Raw genomic sequence first — 17,957 nt, forward strand, 5'->3', positions numbered from 1 at the left:
GCAGGTCACGGGTGGGGCCGCCCACCCGTGACATTCGTCCTGCCCGATCCCCCACACCCGGCCCTGCCGACGGACATCCCTCCCTTGCGAGGCTGTGACCACCACCCCAGGACAGCCCCAGGAGCCCCAGATGTCGCAGGCAACGGCCGCGCCCGCCACCACCACCGAGCAGGCGCGGCAGGGCAACCCCCTCGTCACCGCCCTCAAGCCGCTCCTGCTCGACGTCGCCCTGCCCCTCGGCTCCTACTACCTGCTCCGCGACGGCCTGGGCCTGAGCCTGGTCCTCTCCCTCGCCCTCAGCAGCGTCGTCCCGGCGGCCCGCACCCTCATCCCGGCCGTCCGCGAGCGGACGTTCAACGGCCTGGCCGGCGTGATGCTCGTCGTCAACCTCCTCTCCCTGGCCCTGAGTTTCGCCACCGGCGACGCCCGGCTCATGATGGCCAAGGACTCCGCCATCAGCAGCGTCGTCGGCCTCTCCATCCTCTGGTCGGTCCTCGCCGGGCGGCCCCTGATGACGGCCGGCCTCAAGCCCATGCTCGTCAAGGGCAGCACGGCCAAGGCCGCCGCCTGGGAGCGGCTGTCCGCCGGGAACGCCCGGTTCCGGCGGTACGAGCTGACGTTCAGCGTGATCTGGGGCACGGCCCTGCTGACCGAGTGCGCGGCCCGCGTCGTCGGCGCGTACACCCTCCCCCTGGAGACCATGGCCTCCTGGGGCTCCACGGCCATGCTGCTCGGCGCCATCGCGCTGGGGGTGGTGCTGGGCGGCGCGGTGGCGACCGGGCCGATGGACAAGATGCTGGACGAGGAGACGACCGCCGCCTGAGCCGCTCCCGCCTGAGCCCTTTCTGACGATCCGACACCCGCGCCTCCCCCAGCGGCCCGCCGACTAAAGTTGACGGGTCACCGCTGGTCATGGAGCCAGTACGTATCGCGGTTCCGGGACGGATCGGTCTCGGGGGGAGGGCTGATTCCGCCATGACTCGTCGCTCCAACGGACTGATAGGCATCTGGGCCGAGGCCCAGCGGGCGCAGCACCGGCAGCAGGAACTGCGGCACCGCACGGTGCTCCAGCAACAGCGGGAACAGGAGCGGCAGCAGCGGGCGGCCGAGCGGGAGGCGGCGCGGCTGGACCGGGAGCGGCGGGCCGCGTACCGGCAGGGGCGGGAGGCGGAGGCCCGGCGGCGGACGGAGGAGCTGGAGGCGCGGGTCGCGGAGCTGGAGGGGCTGCTGCGGACGGGGTGCGCGGCGCCGGCGTTCGGCACGGCGCGGCTGGCCGAGCCGGAGGTGCTGGAGCCGTTCGCGCCGGGCCACCTGGGGCAGCCGACGCTGATGCCGGACCCGGCGCACTACGGCTTCGGACGGCGCGCGCAGTACGAGCGCGACCTGCGGGCGGCGCAGGCCGCCGAGGCGCAGCGGCAGCATCAACTGGCCGCGTACCGCCAGCAGTACGACCAGTGGGCGGCCTCCCGGCTCGCGCAGATCAGGCAGCACAACGCCGGGGTCGCGGAGCTGGTGACGGCGCTGCGCGAGGGGGATCCCGAGGCGGTGGTGGAGTACTTCTCGGCGGCGCTGTACGCGTCGTCGGCCTGGCCGGAGGAGTTCCCGCACCAGGTGTCGGCCGCGTACGACCCGGGGGCGCGGCAGCTGGTCCTGGAGTGGGAGCTGCCGGGGTTCGACGTGGTGCCCGAGGTGAAGTCGGTGCGCTACATGCCGACCGCCGACCAGGAGAAGGAGACGGCCCGCCCGGTGACCCAGCGCAGGGCGCTGTACCGGGACGTGCTGGCGCAGTGCGTGCTGCTGGCGGTGCGGGAGCTGTTCGCGTCGGACGAGTTCGGCGCCCTGGAGTCGGTCGTCCTCAACGGCTTCGTCGACGACCACGACCCGGCGACGGGCCGGCGGGCCCGGCTGGTGCTGGCGGCGGTCACGGTGGACCGGACGGCGTTCGGGCGGCTGCACCTGGAGCAGGTGAGCGCGCCGGACTGTCTGGTGGACGGGCTGGGCGGCCGGCTGTCGGCCCGTCCCGACCAGCGCACGGCCGTCCGGCCGGAGCGGACGCCCGGCGAGGTGGGCCGGGGCGTGGTGTCGCACGGCGGCGGGGAGGACGACGACCCGGACCTGTTCGGGATGGACCCGGTCGCCTTCGAGGCGCTGGTCGCGGAGCTGTTCCGGGCGCGCGGGATGCAGGCGGTGATGACGACCCGGTCGAACGACGGCGGGGTGGACGTCGAGGCGCTGGACCCGGACCCGATCAGCGGCGGCCGGATCATCGTCCAGGTGAAGCGGTACCGGAAGACGGTGCCCCCGACGGCCGTCCGGGATCTGTTCGGCACGGTCCAGGGGGCGGGCGCGAACAAGGGCGTGCTGGTGACGACGTCGGGCTTCGGCCCCGGCTCGTACGCCTTTGCCAACGGCAAGCCGCTCACCCTGGTGACGGGCGAGGAACTGGTCGGCCTGCTGGCCCAGCACGGCCTGCGGGGCCGCCTGGGCCCGGCGGGCACGGCCCCCCGCACGGCGTGCCCGGAGCCCGAGCCCGACACCGACGACCACAATGTGCTGGGCATGTCCTGGTCCGGCGGCGTGGCCCTGGACGTGTGCGCCCTGGTCTGCAGCGGCTCCCGGGTCCTCAGCGACGACCACTTCGTCTTCTACAACAACCCGCGGACCCCCGACGGCACCGTGCGGTCCGTGGACCCGCTGCCCGGGGACAAGGCCGCGCTGCGGGTGGCGTTCGACGCGCTGCCGCGCGGGGCCGACCGGCTGGTGCTGGCGGCGGCCATAGACCCCGAGGTCAACCCGGAGGCGGATCTGTCCCGCTTCACGGACGCCCGGATACGGCTCTCGGACGCGGCGGGGACCGAGCTGGGGCAGCTGGAGGTCTCCGACGGCCGGCCGGGCGAGACGGCGCTGGTCCTGGGCTCGTTCCGGAAGCGGTCCGGCGGGAACTGGGACTTCGTCGTGGGAGGCAAGGGGTACCCGGGAGGTCTGGAGGCGCTGGTGCAGGAGTATGGGATAGAGGTGGCCTGAGGGTAACGGCGCTGTCCACAACCAACCGTCCGTCCACAGCCCTCCAAGATCACCCACCCGGGGGAGCCGTTCCTCGTAGACTGCCCGGATGGCCGACCCCACTGAGACCAGCGATTCCGGAGCGTCCAGCGAGGCGCTGGGCGTCCTGCGCCGCGTCTTCGGTTACGACGCGTTCCGCGGGGAGCAGGAAGAGATCATCGAGCACGTCGTCGCGGGTGGCGACGCGCTCGTCCTGATGCCCACGGGCGGCGGCAAGTCGCTGTGCTACCAGATCCCCGCCCTGGTCAGACCGGGTGTCGGGGTGGTCGTGTCCCCGCTGATCGCCCTGATGCAGGACCAGGTGGACGCCCTGCGCGCCCTGGGCGTCCGCGCGGGCTTCCTGAACTCCACGCAGGACCTCGACGAGCGCCGCATGGTCGAGGCCGAGTTCCTGGCGGGCGAACTCGACCTGCTCTACCTCGCCCCCGAGCGGCTGCGCCTCGAATCCACCATGGGCCTGCTGGACCGGGGCAAGGTCTCGGTCTTCGCCATCGACGAGGCGCACTGCGTGGCGCAGTGGGGCCACGACTTCCGGCCCGACTACCTGGCCCTGTCCGCCCTGCACGAGCGCTGGCCGGACGTACCGCGCATCGCGCTGACCGCCACCGCCACCGACGCCACCCGCCGGGAGATCGCCGCGCGGCTCCAGCTGGGTGACGCCCGTCACTTCGTCGCGAGCTTCGACCGGCCCAACATCCAGTACCGCATCGTCCAGAAGAACGAGCCCCGCCGCCAGCTCCTGGACCTCATCCGCACCGAGCACGCGGGCGACGCGGGCGTCGTCTACTGCCTGTCCCGCAAGAGCGTGGAGGACACGGCCGCGTTCCTGGCCCAGCAGGGCATCGAGGCTCTCCCGTACCACGCCGGCCTCGACGCGTCCGTCCGCGCCGCCAACCAGTCGCGGTTCCTCCGCGAGGACGGCGTGGTGATGGTCGCCACGATCGCCTTCGGCATGGGCATCGACAAGCCCGACGTCCGCTTCGTGGCCCACCTCGACCTGCCGAAGTCCGTCGAGGGCTACTACCAGGAGACCGGCCGCGCCGGGCGCGACGGCCTGCCGTCCACGGCCTGGCTGGCGTACGGGCTCCAGGACGTCGTCCAGCAGCGCAAAATGATCGACGGCTCGGAGGGCGACGACGCGCACCGCCGCCGCCTGGCCGCCCACCTGGAGGCGATGCTCGCCCTGTGCGAGACCGTGGAGTGCCGCCGGGCACGCCTGCTCGCCTACTTCGGCCAGCACGGCGACGCCTGCGGCAACTGCGACACCTGCCTGACGCCGCCCGTCACCTGGGACGGCACGATCGCCGCGCAGAAGTTCCTGTCGGCCGTCCTCCGGCTGGCCCGGGAGCGCCGCCAGAAGTTCGGCGCCGGCCAGATCATCGACATCCTCCTCGGCAAGCGGACCGCCAAGGTCATCCAGCACGACCACGACCAGCTCACCGTCTTCGGCATCGGCACCGAGCTCAGCGCCGTCGAATGGCGCGGCGTGGTACGCCAGTTGCTGGCCGAGGGCCTGCTCGCGGTGGAGGGCGAGTACGGCACCCTCGTCCTCACCGACGCGAGCGGCGAGGTCCTGGGCCGCCGCCGCGAGGTGCTGCTGCGGCGGGAGCCCGAGAAGAAGACGTCCCGCGCGAAGTCCGCCTCCGGCGGCGGCCGCTCCGGAGGCCGCGCCGCGGCGGCGGAGCTGCCCGAGTCCGCCGTGCCGGTCTTCGAGGAGCTGCGCGCCTGGCGCGCGGCGACAGCCAAGGAACAGGGCGTCCCCGCCTACGTCATCTTCCACGACGCGACACTGCGGGAGATCGCCACAGCCCTGCCGGACTCGCTCGACAAGCTCGGAACGGTGGGCGGCGTGGGCGAGAACAAGCTGGCGAAGTACGGGGAGCAGATCCTGGAGGTCCTGGGAGCACTGCGGACGACGTCGGCGTAGGGGGCGGGAGGGGGCGGCCCGGGTCCTCCCAAGGCCGCCCCGATGTACCACAGTTGACCGCCGGACGACCTCAACCGCCACGGGACCTGCCATCGGCACCAGGGGTTACGGCTTCCAAGCCGGGGCGGAACGCCGAGCACACCAACCGGTGGATCCGGGCGCTCCACGGCAGGAGCCAGGGCGCACACGACNCATCGGCACCAGGGGTTACGGCTTCCAAGCCGGGGCGGAACGCCGAGCACACCAACCGGTGGATCCGGGCGCTCCACGGCACGGAGCCACGACACACACGGCCCGCATCTCCAAGGCCGCACCAGTCCACCACAGTTGACCGATGCACAACCTCAACCGCCACAAGACCCGTCACCGACACCAGGGGCACAGGTCCCCAGCCCAGGCGGCACACTGAACACACCAACCGGTCGACCCGGGCGCTCCACAGCAAGGAGCCACAACGCGCACAACCCGGACGCCCCAAGCCCACCCCGATCCACCACAGTTGACCAACGGACAGCCTCAACCCCCACAGAAAGCACCACCGACACCAGGGCTTACGGATCCCCAGCCCCTCCCGGGCTCCCGGCACACCAACCGGTAGATCCGGGCACTTCACGGCACGGAGCCACGGCACGCGCACCCCTGCGGGCATCCCGCCGCCCCTCCTCACCCTCGCCCCTCACCCCCCTCGCCCCCTTTGCCTCCAGCAGCCCCGCGCCCGAGAACCGCCCGGGCCCCCTCCCCCCCCCTGGCCGCCGGCGCAGTTCAAGACGCGCGCTACGACGAGACGGGCGGACGGCGGAGTACCCGCCATGTAAACCGCCCACCGCTGCCGCCCCACACGACGCCGTCACGCCATCGGACTCACCCGGACCCCGGGGCTCACGGCCGCCAGGAGATGCCGAGCCCGGGGACGGCCGGGGGGACGAGGTAGGGCGGCCGGGCCAGGGGCGAGGACGTGCGGTGGGTGGGAGGGGCGGTCGGCCGGGTCGACGGGCCGGGGGCCCGGCCGGGGACGGGCCCGGGGGACGCGGAGGGCGGCGCGGTGGGCGGTGACGCCCCACCGCTCCGGGCCCCCTCCCTCCTCTTCCCCTCCGCCTTTCCCTTCACTTTTTCCTTCGCCTTCGGCGGTCCGCCGTGTCCGGTCACCTTCGCCAGGTGGGCGTAGACCACCACGTTGCCCAGGTAGGCGTGGCGCTCCTGCGAGAAGCCGCCGCCGCAGGTGATGACGCGCAGTTCCGGGCGGCCGGAGGCGCCGTACACCTTGCGGGAGGGGAAGTCGTTCCGGTCGTACACCTCGATCGCGTCGATGGTGAAGACGGCGGTCCGGCCGTCCGCGCGGATCACTTCCACCGTGTTGCCCTTCTTCAGGGCGCCGAGGTTGTAGAAGACGGCCGGGCCGGTGGGGGTGTCGACGTGGCCGGCGACGACGGCGGTGCCGATGGCGCCGGGCGGGGTGCCGGCCTCGTACCAGCCGGCGAGGTTCCTGTCGCGTTCCGGCGGGCTGGCGAGGCTGCCGTCGGGCAGCAGGCGGAGTCCGCGCAGTGGGGCGTCGACCTTGATCTCGGGTATCCGCACCCGGACGGGCACCACGGGCGGCAGCGGCCGGATCAGGGGGTCGTGGTGGTGCGGGGCGAGGTGGCCGCCCGCGGGGAACGCCTCGGCCCGCGAGGGCTGCGGCGGCGGTGCGGGGGCCCTGGTCCCGCTGTCGATCAGCCAGCAGCCGGAGAACAGACCGGCCGCGACGAGCGCGGTGGCGGCCACGGCGCGCGCCGGCCTCGGGGAGGCCGTCCGCACACTCGTGAACGGCACTGCGTCCGGCGGCGCCACGGAAGCGGAGACGGACGCGGAGACAGGCACGGACGCAGAACCGGACGCGGAAACGGAACCGGAATCGGAAGCCGTCCGCACACCCCCGACAGCGTCAGCCGGCCCCGCCGCCACCCTCTCGACGATCACTCTCGCGACGGTCGCCGCCCACGAACTCACGCAGAGCGCGGGCGCCTTCACCGGCGTCCTGCGTATCTTCCCCAGCGTCGTGCGTATCTTCCCGGGCGTTCCGGTCATCGAGGTCCTCCACCGGTGCACGGCGGTCCCCCTCAGCTCCCTGGCCCCCCAACTCCCCCACCCCCTCCACTCACTCAACCCCCCGCTCCCCGGCCCACGACCGACAGGCCGGGGGCCGGGACCGGACGGCGGTCAGGTCCGGTCGTTGCCGGCGCGTCTGCGCAGGAACCAGGTGCCGCCGATCGCGGCGGCGCCCAGGACGGCCGCCCCGGCGATGATCTCGGGAGTGCCCGAGCCCTCGCTGGTGCCGCCGGCACCGGTCTTCATGCCGCCCTTCGGCGGCTCGGCCGGCTTGCCGGGCTTGGTCGGCGCGGGCGACCCGGTGGAGACGACCAGGTCACCGGTGGCCTCCTTGCCGTTCTTGCACTTCACGCCGATCCCGTATGTCCCGGCCTTGGCCGCTTCCGGAACCGTGAACTGGCCTACCACCAGCTCCTTGTGGGTGCCCGGCTTGAGTTCGAACGCGGAGGGGCCGCCGACGGCGCTCGCGTCGCCGGTGCCGACGCCGTGTTTGCCGCAGGCGAGGGTGCTCACCGTGACCGTCGCACCCGGCGACGCGGTGCCCGGCTCGATTTCCAGCTTGTCGAAGTCCCCGGCGAAGGCGGGGGCGATGGGCAGCCCGGCGACGGCTATGGTCAGGACGGCTCCGGCCAGCACTCGTGCAGTACGCATGCTCGTTCCTCCGTGCGCGGACGCGGCACGCCGATGTGCCGCAGCAGGTGGGAGGTTCCGCGCACTTCCGAGCGAAGCGGCCCGGGAGCGCCGCCGCACGCCGCGCGACGACGAACGGGTGATCTCCGACGTCCCGCACCGCGTGCCGACGAATGGGTGATTCCCGGGGCCGGATCCCGGATCCCCGGCCGACGGAAACCCCGCCGGCCCCGGCGGACGGGAACCCCCGCCCGCCCTCACTCCCCTACTCCCCCAGGGCGTCCCCTAGGGCGCCATGTCGTCCGGACACCCCGTCCCGCGCGGGAACTTGTAGGGGGCCCCGATGCGGTACGTACCGGGGTGCGGCGCGTGGAGCACCGTCCAGTCGTCCTCCGGCTCGTCCTCGTCCGACGACTGTTCGACGCGCTTGGTGAGGCAGCCGTTCTCGTTGACGGCCGGCCGGCCGTCGGACCCGGACTTCGGGGGCGCGATGGGCTTGCCTGACTCGTCCACCAGGCCCAGCCAGGGCGTGTAGGGGATCCGGATGAGCACGGGCCCCGCGGCCTTCACGGTGATCGACAGCTCGTCGGCGTCGGCGCGCAGCACCTCCGCGGGGGGCGCGGCGAGCGGCGTCGGGTTCTTGACGGCGTAGAGCCGCCAGGTGGAGTCGGACCACACCTGCTCCAGGTACGGCAGGCCCTTGTCGACGAGCTCGGCCTCCTTGACGGCGGCGTGGTCGGGTTCGCCCTTGGGCAGCACCACGTAGTGCACGGCCCAGCGGTCGAGCCAGGCGCGGTAGGCGTGCGGGCTGAGCGCGCCCTCCCGGTAGAAGAGGGGGTTGCGCTTCAGGTCGGCCTGCCGGTTCCAGCCGCGTGCGAGGTTGACGTACGGGGCGAGGGCGGAGGCCTCGCGGTGGCTGCGGGCCGGGACGACCTCGACCCGGCCGCGCCCGGCGTCCACCCGCTGCAGCCGGTCGACGAGCGGGGCCAGCGAGCGCGCCCAGGACGCGGCGGGGGTGGTGTGCACGATGTCGGCGGCCGCGTTGGCGCCCTGCCAGACGGTGAGCGTGGCCACCGCGAGGACGGACGCCGTCCACATCCGGCCCTTCCGCAGCCATTCCGGCCGCGGCGGCATCTTGACCCTCTGCAGCGCGGCGAGCAGCACCACGCCGCCGAAGATCATGCCGAGCCGCGAAATGTTGGTGCCGATCTGGGAGGGGATGAGCCAGACCAGCAGGACGCCGACGACGTACAGGCCGGCCGCTATCCGTACGGTCCGCCATTCCCGCGGGGTGAAGAGCAGGCAGAAGACGCCGCTCAGCAGCGGGAGGATCGCCGAGGCGATGGACATCGGCTGCTGTCCCGAGAAGGGGAAGAGCCAGGCGGACAGGCCCACCACCACGACCGGGGTGAGGCCCAGCGCGTAGGCGGCGGGACGCCGTTTGCCCAGCCAGAGCGCGGCGGCCACAAGGCCGATGTAGAGTCCGGCGACCGGACTGGACGCCGTCGCGAGGGCGGCCATCAGGGCCGCGAGCCCGGCCCGCGTCCAGCGGTACCGGCGCTCGGCGCGCCAGCGGGCGGGCCAGGCGAAGATCAGGGCCACGGCAGCCAGGCCGAACATGGCGCCGAGGGCGAAGGTCACGCGTCCGGAGATCGCGTTGCCCGCCAGGGCGAACGCGCCGTAGAGCGACGGCCACAGCGGCCGCTTCACGGCCCGGCTGCGCACCACCAGCAGCGCGATCAGCCCGGACGCGACGGTGCCCGCGATCATCATCGTGGGGCGCACGCCGAGCTGGGCCATGAGGTACGGCGAGATGGCGCTGTACGAGACGGGGTGCATGCCGCCGTACCAGGCCAGGTTGTACGCGGAGTCGGGGTGCTGGAGCGCGAACTCGGCCCAGGCGTCCTGGGCCGCCAGGTCACCACCGCTGTTGGCGAACACCAGCCGCCACACCACGTGCAGCACCGCGGCCACGAACACGGTGATCGGCACGGTGCCGGTGAGCAGCGCGCGGGCTCTCGGCAGGCCGCGCAGCCGTGCCGGAGCGGCGCCCGCCCCTGTCGGTGCGGCGCCTGTGCTGCCCTGATCTTCAGGTTTGCCGGCCGGTGCCGGGCCCACGGTGGTCACTGCGGTTCTCCCCGTCCTCCCCGAGGTAATTCCCCCATCTTCACGCATGCCCCGGCCGCCTCGTCCCGCCCGGGGGCTGCGGAGCCGGTTCCGGGGACGGCGACCGCGCGCAAAAACCCAGGTGACGCTAGCACGGGCCGTCCGGGCGGCCCGGACCGCGGAACGGCTCCCGGCCCGTACGAGGGGTACGGGCCGGGAGCCGGACGCGTTCCGGAGGGGCCGGATGCCGGGCCGGACGGGCGGGAAGGCCCTGAGTGCCCCGCCGGCCCGGTGCCCGCCGACGTCAGCCCAGGCGCGTCAGCTTCGAGCCGAAGGACGGCTCGCTCAGCGTCTTCTGCAGCGCCACCGGAACCTTCACGGCGTCCGGGCCGCTGCCGACGAGGAGCTCACCGACGACCGTGCCGGCCTTGGCCGAGTGGGGCAGCGACTTCCCCTTCGGGCGCAGGGAGAACGTGGCCTTCATGCCGCCCCAGCCGAAGCCCTTGACGTTCTTGGTGGCGACCACCGGGGTCTTCCCGCCCAGCTGGTCGTCGATGTAGCCGACGACCTGGCCCTTCTTGACGACGGTGGCCTGCTGGAGGGCGTTCTGGACGGCGGTCATCTGCTCGTAGCTGACCCGCTTGACCATCCTCAGGCTCATCTCGGCGTTGAGGTCCGGGCCGCCCTTGAAGTGCTGGTCCATGGTCGCGCCGATGACCAGGACCTCCTCGCCGCCGAACCGCTTGCGGGCCGCCCACATCAGGGTGCCGCCGGCCGGGGAGGACGAACCCGTCTTGATGCCCAGCACGCCGGTGTGCTTCATCAGCAAGTCGTCGATGTTGCTGTTGATGCCCCCGTCGAGCCCCTTGATCGGGGTGTTGGTCTTGGTGGTGATGGAGCGGATGACCGGGTTCTTGATCACCTGCTCGGCCAGCAGCACCTGGTCGACGGCCGTGCTCACGGTGGTCTTGTTGAGGCCGCTGGGGTCGGTGTACGTGGTGTTCTTCATGCCGAGCTGCTTGGCGGCGTCGTTCATCTTCTTGATGAACGCGGCCTCCGAACCGGCGTCCCAGCGGCCGAGCTGCCGGGCGATGTTGTTGCCGGACGGGATCAGCAGCATCTGGAGCATGTCGTACTCCGAGAACTTCTGCCCGGCCTTCAGGCCGGGGATCGCCGACTCGTCCTTGGCGTGGCCCTCCCGCTCCGCCTTCGCGTCGATGGTGAGCATCGGGCCCTGCTCGGGCTCGTTGCCCTTCATCTTCAGCGGGTGGTCACGGAGGACGATGTACGCCGTCATGACCTTGGCCATGCTCGCCGTCGGCACCGGCTTCTGCGGGCCGTAGGTGCCCAGGTCACCGACGCCGACCACCTTCGCGGCGGACTGGCCCTCGGTGGGCCACTTCATGTCGAACTTCTCGCCGCCGAAGGTGTACGCGGCCTGCTTGCCGCGCACCAGGGACGCGTCGGGCAGCGGACGGAACGCCTGCACCACACAGCCGATGATCAGCAGGAGCACCACTATGGGCGTCCAGATCTTCACCCGGCGCACGACGTTCCGCACCGGCGTCTCCGGCGGCGGCGGGGTGTTGGTCAGCTGCGCCAGCAGATCGAGCGGCGCCTGCTTCTCGCCGTCCGGGCCGGCGGGCATGGGCGTCTGCATGGTGCGCTCGGGTCCGCCGGGTCCGGCCGCCGGACGGGCGGCGGGCGCGGGGGGCGTGACCTTGACCGGCACGGCGGGTCCGGCCGGCGCCGCGGGCTTCCCGGGGGCGGAGGCGGCCTTGCCGGGCGCGGCGTCGTCCGACTTCAGGGGGACGAACCGGCTCGCCCGCTCGCCGGCGCCGGGAGCGGCCGGCGGGACGGCGGGTGCCTTGATCAGCGCGGTCGGCTGGTCGGCGGAGGAGGAGCCGGACGGCTCGGCCTTCGGAGCGGCGCCCTTGGCATCGGCCTTCGCGTCACCGTTCCGCGCGGGCTGCTTCGAGGCCTGCTTCGGGGACGCGGAAGGGGCCTTGCCCTCAGCACCGTCGGCACGGTCCGGACGCACGATGCCGAAGGCGGCGGTCGGCCGGTCCACGGGCTTGTCGTCGGCGTTCTTCTTCTCGCCGGGAGCGGGAGCGGCGGCCGGAGCCTTGATCAGCTGCGTCGGCTGGTCGGGCGAGGAGCCCGAGGACTTCGCCCCGTCCGCACCGGCAGCCGCGGAGCCCCCGGAGCCCTCGGGCTCGTCGTCGTCCTCCGTGCTCGCCACCCACGCGGCGACGGCGGCCTTCAGACGTGCGTCACCGGCCGGAACCCGGCCTTCCGGCCGGGCGCCCTCCGCCGCGCCCGACTTCGCGGGCTTTGCATCCGCATCGGTTTCCGTACCGGCTTCCGCGTCCGCCTTCGCGCCGCTTCCGGTCGCACGACCACCGGTCGCGCCCTCGCCGTCCGCCGCCGGACGGGACCCGTCGCGCTCCTCGCGAGCGTCGTCGGACGCATGGGACACGTCGGACGCGTCGGACGAACGGGCGGGCGTAGAGCCGGAGGACGCCGTCACCGCGCCCTCGGACGCCTTAGCGGCCTTGCCGTCCTTGCCGTCGCCCCCCTTGCCGCCCTCGCCGTCCTGACTGTTCTCGACGCTCTCGCCGCTTCTGCCGCTCGCGCCGCTCTTGTTGCCCGTCTCGTCCGTCTCGTCGGAACCACCGGTCTCCCCGGCCACGGCCACGGCCGACCCGGACTCCCGGAGGACCCCGAGCCTCGGGTCGTGCTCACCGCCGGCCGCCTCCCCCGACGGCTTCCCCTGCTCAGACTTGTCGGGGGACTCGCCCGCCACCGATGCCTCCTCGATTCCCACGCCGTACGCCGGGACGGAGCGCCCCTGCGCTCCGCCGTCCGGACATTCTCAACGTCTACCAGTGTCCTCTGCCGTCGGCGTGCCACCGCGCGACCACCCGGCAGGCGGCTTCCCCGGCTTCACCCATGTGCAAGACGAGACGACATACCTACCGGTTCCCACCCGAAGCCACCACGCACTCTCGACAGACCAATGTGAGAGGGGTCACCCTGTCACTCATCCACGCGGGGAGGCATGGATGGGCAGGAGCCGCAGAACAATTCCGGAGGAGCTTCTGCTGCTCGCCTTGGACCCGGCCACCGGGACCACGGCGCAGCCGCAGTCGCTCGACCTCGGTCTCGCCGGAGCCCAGCTAGTGGAGCTGGCTCTGGCCGGACGGATAGCCCCAGACGGGGATCGTATCGCCGTGGTGATGCCACGGCCGACAGGAGATCCGACCCTGGACACCGCGCTCGAACTGCTGCGCCGCCGCGGCAGTCCGGTCCGCGCGGTCCACTGGATCGGCGGGCCCCGGCTGGGGCTGCGTCAGACGTACCTCACCCACCTGGAGCGGTGCGGCATGGTGCACGCCGTCGCCGGCCAGATGTGCGGGGTGCTGCCGACCACCCGGTACCAGGCGACGGACACGGCCATCAGCCGGGAGATCAGGGCCCGGCTCGACAGCGCGATCCGCACCGGCGTACCGCCGGACCCGCGGACCGCGGCGCTCGCCGCCCTGGCCCACGCGGTCGGTCTGGGCAAGCACCTCTACCCGGGGAACGAGGGCCGCTCGTCGCGGTCCCGGCTCCGGGACCTCATCCGGCACGACCCGATGGGCGGGCTGGTGGCGCACGCCGTGATGGACGTGCAGAACGGCGTCGCGGCCCAGCCGCGGCGGGCCGCGGCCGTGGCGGGCGGCGGGAACGGCGGGTCGGGGCGCAGGACGGCTGCCGTCCGCAGTGCCGTCGCACCTGCTGAAACCGTTCCTCAACAGGTCGCGCACCGCGGAGGGGTGATGGCCCGCGCGGTGGCCTCGTGACACCGCCGCCCGGGGTGCCGGACACGCACGCCGAGCTCGTCCAGCACGACGCGCACGCCGAGCACGACGCGCACGTCCAGCATGACGAGCACGCAGCACCGGACGGGCGACGCGGCGTACTCCGGTGACACCCGCGCCGGTGACATCCGGTACGGCGCCGCGACGTTCTTCGTCGTCCGGTCTCCGTCCGGTCTCCGGCGCCCGGCCTTCGTCCGGCACCCCACCCCCGCTCCGCCGGAGCGACCGACTCCGGTGGAGCGGTCAACTCCGGTGGCGCGTTTGAGGATCACGGTGAGGTGATGGTCACGGTGGAACGGTGACCGCGGCAGCACGACGGCGCTCGGCGACGGGGGACGGCAGAGCCGCCCTCCGGCCGAGCGCTGTCCCATGCGGCCACGAGGACGGGCGGAGCCCGCCGTCGCGCCGCGGCGGCGCGCACGGCCCGCATAGGGCCCGCGTACGGCACCGGGAAGCAGAAGCGGAAGCGGAAGCAGGGCCTACGGTGTTCGCGCCCGCCCGGCGTGCGCCCGGTCGCAGCGGGCACACCGCCGTACGCCCGCCTCGGGGATGTCGCTGTCGTGACCACAGTCACCGCGAGCGGATCCTGTGTCGGCATTTTCCAGCGCCGCCCCGGCCGGTGGTGGCAGGCTGCGGGAGCAGGAGACAGCAGCATGACGGAGCCGGAGGTGCGTCCCGTGGCGTCCAGTGTCAATCCCACCGTAAGGCGGCGCCGCTTGGGGCAGGAGCTGCGCAAGCTCCGTGAGCTCAAGGGGATGACGGCGGAGGAGGTCGCCGAGCGGCTGCTGGTGTCGCAGTCGAAGATCAGCCGGCTGGAGAACGGCCGCCGCAGCATCAGCCAGCGCGACGTCCGGGATCTGTGCGGGGTGTACGGGGTCGAGGACCACCGCATCGTCGATTCGCTGATGCAGATGGCCAAGGAGTCGCGCCAGCAGGGCTGGTGGCATGCCTTCGGCGACATCCCCTACAGCGTCTACATCGGCCTGGAGACCGACGCGGCCTCGCTGCGGATCTACGAGGCGTCGCTCGTGCCCGGCCTGCTCCAGACGCCCGGTTACGCCAGTGCCGTCACCGAGGGCTCCTGGCCCGAGGCCACGACGGCGGAGGTGGAGCGGCGGGTCCAGGTGCGGATGCGGCGCCAGGAACGCATCAGCGACCCGGACAACCCGCTGCGCCTGTGGGCGGTCATCGACGAGTCGGCGCTGCGCCGCGTCGTCGGCAGCAGGGCCGTGATGTGCGAACAGCTGGAGCACCTCGTCGAGTTCAGCCTCCAGCCGCACATCACCGTGCAGGTCCTGCCGTACGACGTGGGGGCGCACCCCGGCATGTACGGGAAGTTCTGCATCCTGGAGTTCCACGACCCGCAGGACGCGAGCACGGTCTACCTGGAGGGGATCACCAGCGACCTGTATCTGGAGAAGCCGAACGACGTGCAGGCGTACAGCGTGATGTACGAGCACCTGCGGATGCAGGCGCTCAACGCCGAGCACTCACGGCAGTTCATGCTCCGCGTCGCGGACGAGTACCGGTCCGCGGACGGCGGCCGCCGGTAACCTCCGCTACGCGAGAGGCGGAACGGTACACCTGCTGCCACCCCTGGGGAAGAGGTGCCTGGAATATGCCATCCGGTCGGGTGAACGGCCAGCTCAGCACCTGATGTTGGCGCGTACCGTCGTTTCCACTTCGGGAAACCGGCGTTTCTGACCGACAGGCAGTACTCACAGGCAACGGAGCAACACCATGGCTATTCAGCAGGGCAAGTCCACCTGGCGGAAGTCCTCCTACTCGCTCGCCCACGGCGACTGCGTGGAGGTCGCCTCGCCGCTTCCCCGTTCCGTCGCGGTCCGTGACTCCAAGGACCCCGAGAGCCCGGTGCTGGGTTTCACCCCCGAGGCGTGGAGCGCGTTCACCGCGACCGTCACGGTCGGCGCGTGACGTAGGCCCGCTTCCCGGGGGCCACACCCCTCCCAGGCCCTCGGGTGGCGCGTCCTACGCCTCCTGATCAGCGCGTCCTAGGCTCTCGGATAGCGCGCCAGCCAGGCGGCCGACGACCCGGCAGGGCCGTGCAGCGAGGCCCCCTGGGTGAGCTCCATGGCGAAGTCGTCGGCGAGTTCGAGGATCGTGGCCCGGCCCTCCAGCTCGGCGAGCCACCCCGCCGGCAGCGCGGTCTCCCCGTGCACGGCACCGAGCAGGTTGCCGCAGACGGACCCGGTGGAGTCCGAGTCCCCGCCGTGGTTGACGGCGAGCAGCAGCCCGTGACGCACGTCCTCGGCGACGAGCGCGCAGTAGACGCCCATGGCCAGGGCCTCCTCCGCCACCCACCCCTGGCCCAGCGATTCGACGCGCTCGGGCGTCGGCAGCCCCTGGCGCACCGCGCCCAGGGCCTGCCGCAGCGCGTGCGTGGTCTCCTCGTGGCCCGGCCGCCCGGCCAGCAGGGCCAGGGCCCGCTGGACCGCGGCGTCCAGCGGCTCGCCGCGGGCCGCGCCGTGCACGATGACGGCGAAGGCCGCGGCGGCGAGCACGCCCGTGGGGTGCCCGTGGGTCTGGGCGGCGCACTCCGCGGCGAGCTGGAAGACGAGCGGCGGCTCCCAGCCGACGAGCAGTCCGAAGGGCGCCGACCGCATCACCGTGCCGCACCCCTTGGAGCCGGGGTTCTTCGGCTCCTCCGGGGTGCCCATCCGGTCGTCGGCGAGCCCGCTCAGGCAGGCCTGGCCGGGGGCCCGGCGGGCGTACAGCCACTCCTCGTGGACGAGCCACCCGGCGTCGGGCTCCCGCTCGTCCGGCCCCCAGTCGCGCTGGGTGGCCGCCCACCGCAGGTAGGCGCGGTGGACGTCCGTCGGCGGGTGCCAGGCGCCGGTGTCCCGGCGCACCTGCGCCCGTATCAGCCCCTCCGCCGTGAAGAGCGTCATCTGGGTGTCGTCGGTGACGGCACCCCGGCGCCCGTACGCCGGGACGTAGTCCCGGACCCCGTCCGGGCCGTGGGCGGCGCGGATCGCCGCGAGCGAGTCGAACTCGATGCCCGCGCCGAGCGCGTCACCGATGGCACCGCCCAGCAGGCAGCCCCGTACCCGGGCCCGGAAGTCCTGCTGTTCCGCGCGGCCCCACAAGGGCGTTCCCGCACCGACGGTCGTGGTCACGTTCCGGCCTCCCGGCTTCCGACTGCATTCGGTTCACGGTCGGCTCAGCACTGTAATCGACCGCCCCCGCCCGGGACTTGGTGCGGTGGGCAGGCTCACACCACCCGGATGGGCAGGCTCACACCACCCGGACGGTCAGCTCACACCACCCGGGCGGTCAGCTGGCGGCGGCCGGCCGGACGGAGTTCATGATCTTGTCGATCTGCTCCTCGGAGAGCGCGTCGGGCACACCCTGGTCCGCGTAGATCACCCACCCGTGGAAGGTGCCGTCGGGCATCTTCTGAGCGATGCTCTTCACGATCGCGGTGGGCGGCACACAGGCGCTCGGCCGGTGCGTGACCTTGACCTTGGCGGTGGCGGTGTAGCCCTCGACGCCGTTCTTCCTCCACGGGGTGGCCTGGCTCACCTCGATCTTCGGCTTGTTCGCGCCGATGCCGCCATAGGCCATCACGCCCCAGTTGCCCGCCCAGTTGCGGGCGTTGGTCTGCAAGTCGCCGTCCTTGCCGCCGCCGGTGGTGCCGACGGTGGCGAGCTGGCCCTTGCCGGCCTCGCCGAAGGTGTCGGGGTTGGGGTTGGACGAGCAGCCGCCCTCGCGGAAGTTGGCGGTGCCGGTCATGGCGACGACCGGCTTGCCCTTGTCGGTGTACGAGATCATCGTGTCACCGGGCAGCACCTTCCACTTGTCCCCCTTGCCGGGGACGTCGTAGCTGAAGCCGTGCCGTTCGTAGGTCTGCGTCTGCCAGCCCGCGGGCGCCTTGTAGCCCCCGTCCGCCGGCTTGTCCTGGTCGCCGGGCTGCGCGCCGGGCTGCGCGGACTCCTTGCCCTGCTGTCCGGCCGCCGGGTCCTTGGGCGCCTCGGACGCCGCCCGCGCGCCGCCCTTCTCGTCCTTGTCGTCCCCGCCGTTCTTGTTCACGGCGTACACCACGCCGGCGCCGACGACCGCCAGGGCGACGACACCGCTGGCCACGGCGAGCACGGTCTTGTTCCTGCGGCGCGGCTGCGGCGGCACGGGGACGGGCATGGGTGGGGCCATGCCCGGACCGGCGCCGGGGTACGGCCCGGGGGCGCCCCCGGGCACGGGGCCGGGCGGCGGTACGGGACCGCGGCCCTGCGGGGCGGGGCCGCCGGGCACGGGGCCGGGCGGCG

The 17,957-nt window shown here is 73.0% G+C and carries 12 protein-coding genes and 1 pseudogene; 7 read left to right on the forward strand and 6 right to left on the reverse strand.

The window, feature by feature from the left end; genetic code table 11:
• The first annotated feature begins 130 nt into the window (after nucleotides 1-130).
• The 3 genes from HN013_RS16245 to recQ all read left to right on the forward strand — a co-directional run bounded on the left by HN013_RS16245 (nucleotide 131) and on the right by recQ (nucleotide 4,990).
• Nucleotides 131-823, forward strand: a complete 693-nt coding sequence (locus HN013_RS16245) for a VC0807 family protein (RefSeq protein WP_249375059.1) — start codon at nucleotides 131-133, stop codon at nucleotides 821-823.
• Nucleotides 824-975: 152 nt separating this feature from the next.
• On the forward strand, nucleotides 976-3,024 hold the full coding sequence (locus HN013_RS16250) for a restriction endonuclease (protein WP_171166854.1): 2,049 nt from the start codon (nucleotides 976-978) through the stop codon (nucleotides 3,022-3,024).
• Nucleotides 3,025-3,112: 88 nt separating this feature from the next.
• Complete coding sequence (gene recQ / locus HN013_RS16255) at nucleotides 3,113-4,990, forward strand: DNA helicase RecQ (RefSeq protein ID WP_171166855.1); 1,878 nt, start codon at nucleotides 3,113-3,115, stop codon at nucleotides 4,988-4,990.
• Between the two features lie 1,143 nt (nucleotides 4,991-6,133).
• Here recQ and HN013_RS33040 read toward each other — a convergent pair.
• From HN013_RS33040 to HN013_RS33940, 4 genes and pseudogenes are all read right to left on the reverse strand, one after another.
• Nucleotides 6,134-6,784: pseudogene (locus HN013_RS33040) on the reverse strand (class F sortase); the annotation flags it as partial.
• 402 nt (nucleotides 6,785-7,186) lie between these two features.
• Nucleotides 7,187-7,726 carry a hypothetical protein gene (locus tag HN013_RS16265; protein WP_171166856.1) on the reverse strand — a complete coding sequence of 180 codons (540 nt, stop codon included), beginning with the start codon at nucleotides 7,724-7,726 and terminating at the stop codon, nucleotides 7,187-7,189.
• 264 nt (nucleotides 7,727-7,990) lie between these two features.
• Nucleotides 7,991-9,832: an MFS transporter gene (locus tag HN013_RS16270; RefSeq protein ID WP_171166857.1), complete on the reverse strand. Its 1,842-nt coding sequence runs from the start codon at nucleotides 9,830-9,832 to the stop codon at nucleotides 7,991-7,993.
• A gap of 283 nt (nucleotides 9,833-10,115) precedes the next feature.
• Complete coding sequence (locus HN013_RS33940) at nucleotides 10,116-12,617, reverse strand: D-alanyl-D-alanine carboxypeptidase family protein (protein WP_171166858.1); 2,502 nt, start codon at nucleotides 12,615-12,617, stop codon at nucleotides 10,116-10,118.
• Nucleotides 12,618-12,876: 259 nt separating this feature from the next.
• Here HN013_RS33940 and HN013_RS16280 point away from each other — a divergent pair, with 259 nt between their 5' ends.
• The 4 genes from HN013_RS16280 (at nucleotide 12,877) to HN013_RS16290 (ending at nucleotide 15,609) form a co-directional block, all read left to right on the forward strand.
• Nucleotides 12,877-13,656 (forward strand): GPP34 family phosphoprotein, encoded by a 780-nt coding sequence (locus tag HN013_RS16280; RefSeq protein ID WP_171166859.1) that lies wholly within the window; start codon nucleotides 12,877-12,879, stop codon nucleotides 13,654-13,656.
• On the forward strand, nucleotides 13,653-13,784 hold the full coding sequence (locus tag HN013_RS33675; protein ID WP_283247564.1) for a hypothetical protein: 132 nt from the start codon (nucleotides 13,653-13,655) through the stop codon (nucleotides 13,782-13,784). The genes HN013_RS16280 and HN013_RS33675 overlap by 4 nt, the downstream gene beginning before the upstream one ends.
• Before the next feature lie 567 nt (nucleotides 13,785-14,351).
• Nucleotides 14,352-15,227: a helix-turn-helix transcriptional regulator gene (locus tag HN013_RS16285; protein ID WP_171166860.1), complete on the forward strand. Its 876-nt coding sequence runs from the start codon at nucleotides 14,352-14,354 to the stop codon at nucleotides 15,225-15,227.
• A gap of 187 nt (nucleotides 15,228-15,414) precedes the next feature.
• Nucleotides 15,415-15,609 carry a DUF397 domain-containing protein gene (locus tag HN013_RS16290; protein WP_171166861.1) on the forward strand — a complete coding sequence of 65 codons (195 nt, stop codon included), beginning with the start codon at nucleotides 15,415-15,417 and terminating at the stop codon, nucleotides 15,607-15,609.
• A gap of 77 nt (nucleotides 15,610-15,686) precedes the next feature.
• Here the strand turns inward: HN013_RS16290 and HN013_RS16295 are convergent, their stop codons facing one another.
• Both HN013_RS16295 and HN013_RS16300 read right to left on the reverse strand, forming a co-directional pair.
• Nucleotides 15,687-16,811: an ADP-ribosylglycohydrolase family protein gene (locus tag HN013_RS16295; protein WP_171166862.1), complete on the reverse strand. Its 1,125-nt coding sequence runs from the start codon at nucleotides 16,809-16,811 to the stop codon at nucleotides 15,687-15,689.
• A gap of 157 nt (nucleotides 16,812-16,968) precedes the next feature.
• A partial coding sequence (locus HN013_RS16300) for a hypothetical protein (protein WP_312018620.1) occupies nucleotides 16,969-17,957 on the reverse strand: 989 nt, incomplete at its 5' end.

The sequence above is a fragment of the Streptomyces sp. I05A-00742 genome, from assembly GCF_013055795.1.
In the GTDB taxonomy this organism is placed as follows: Bacteria; Actinomycetota; Actinomycetes; order Streptomycetales; family Streptomycetaceae; genus Streptomyces.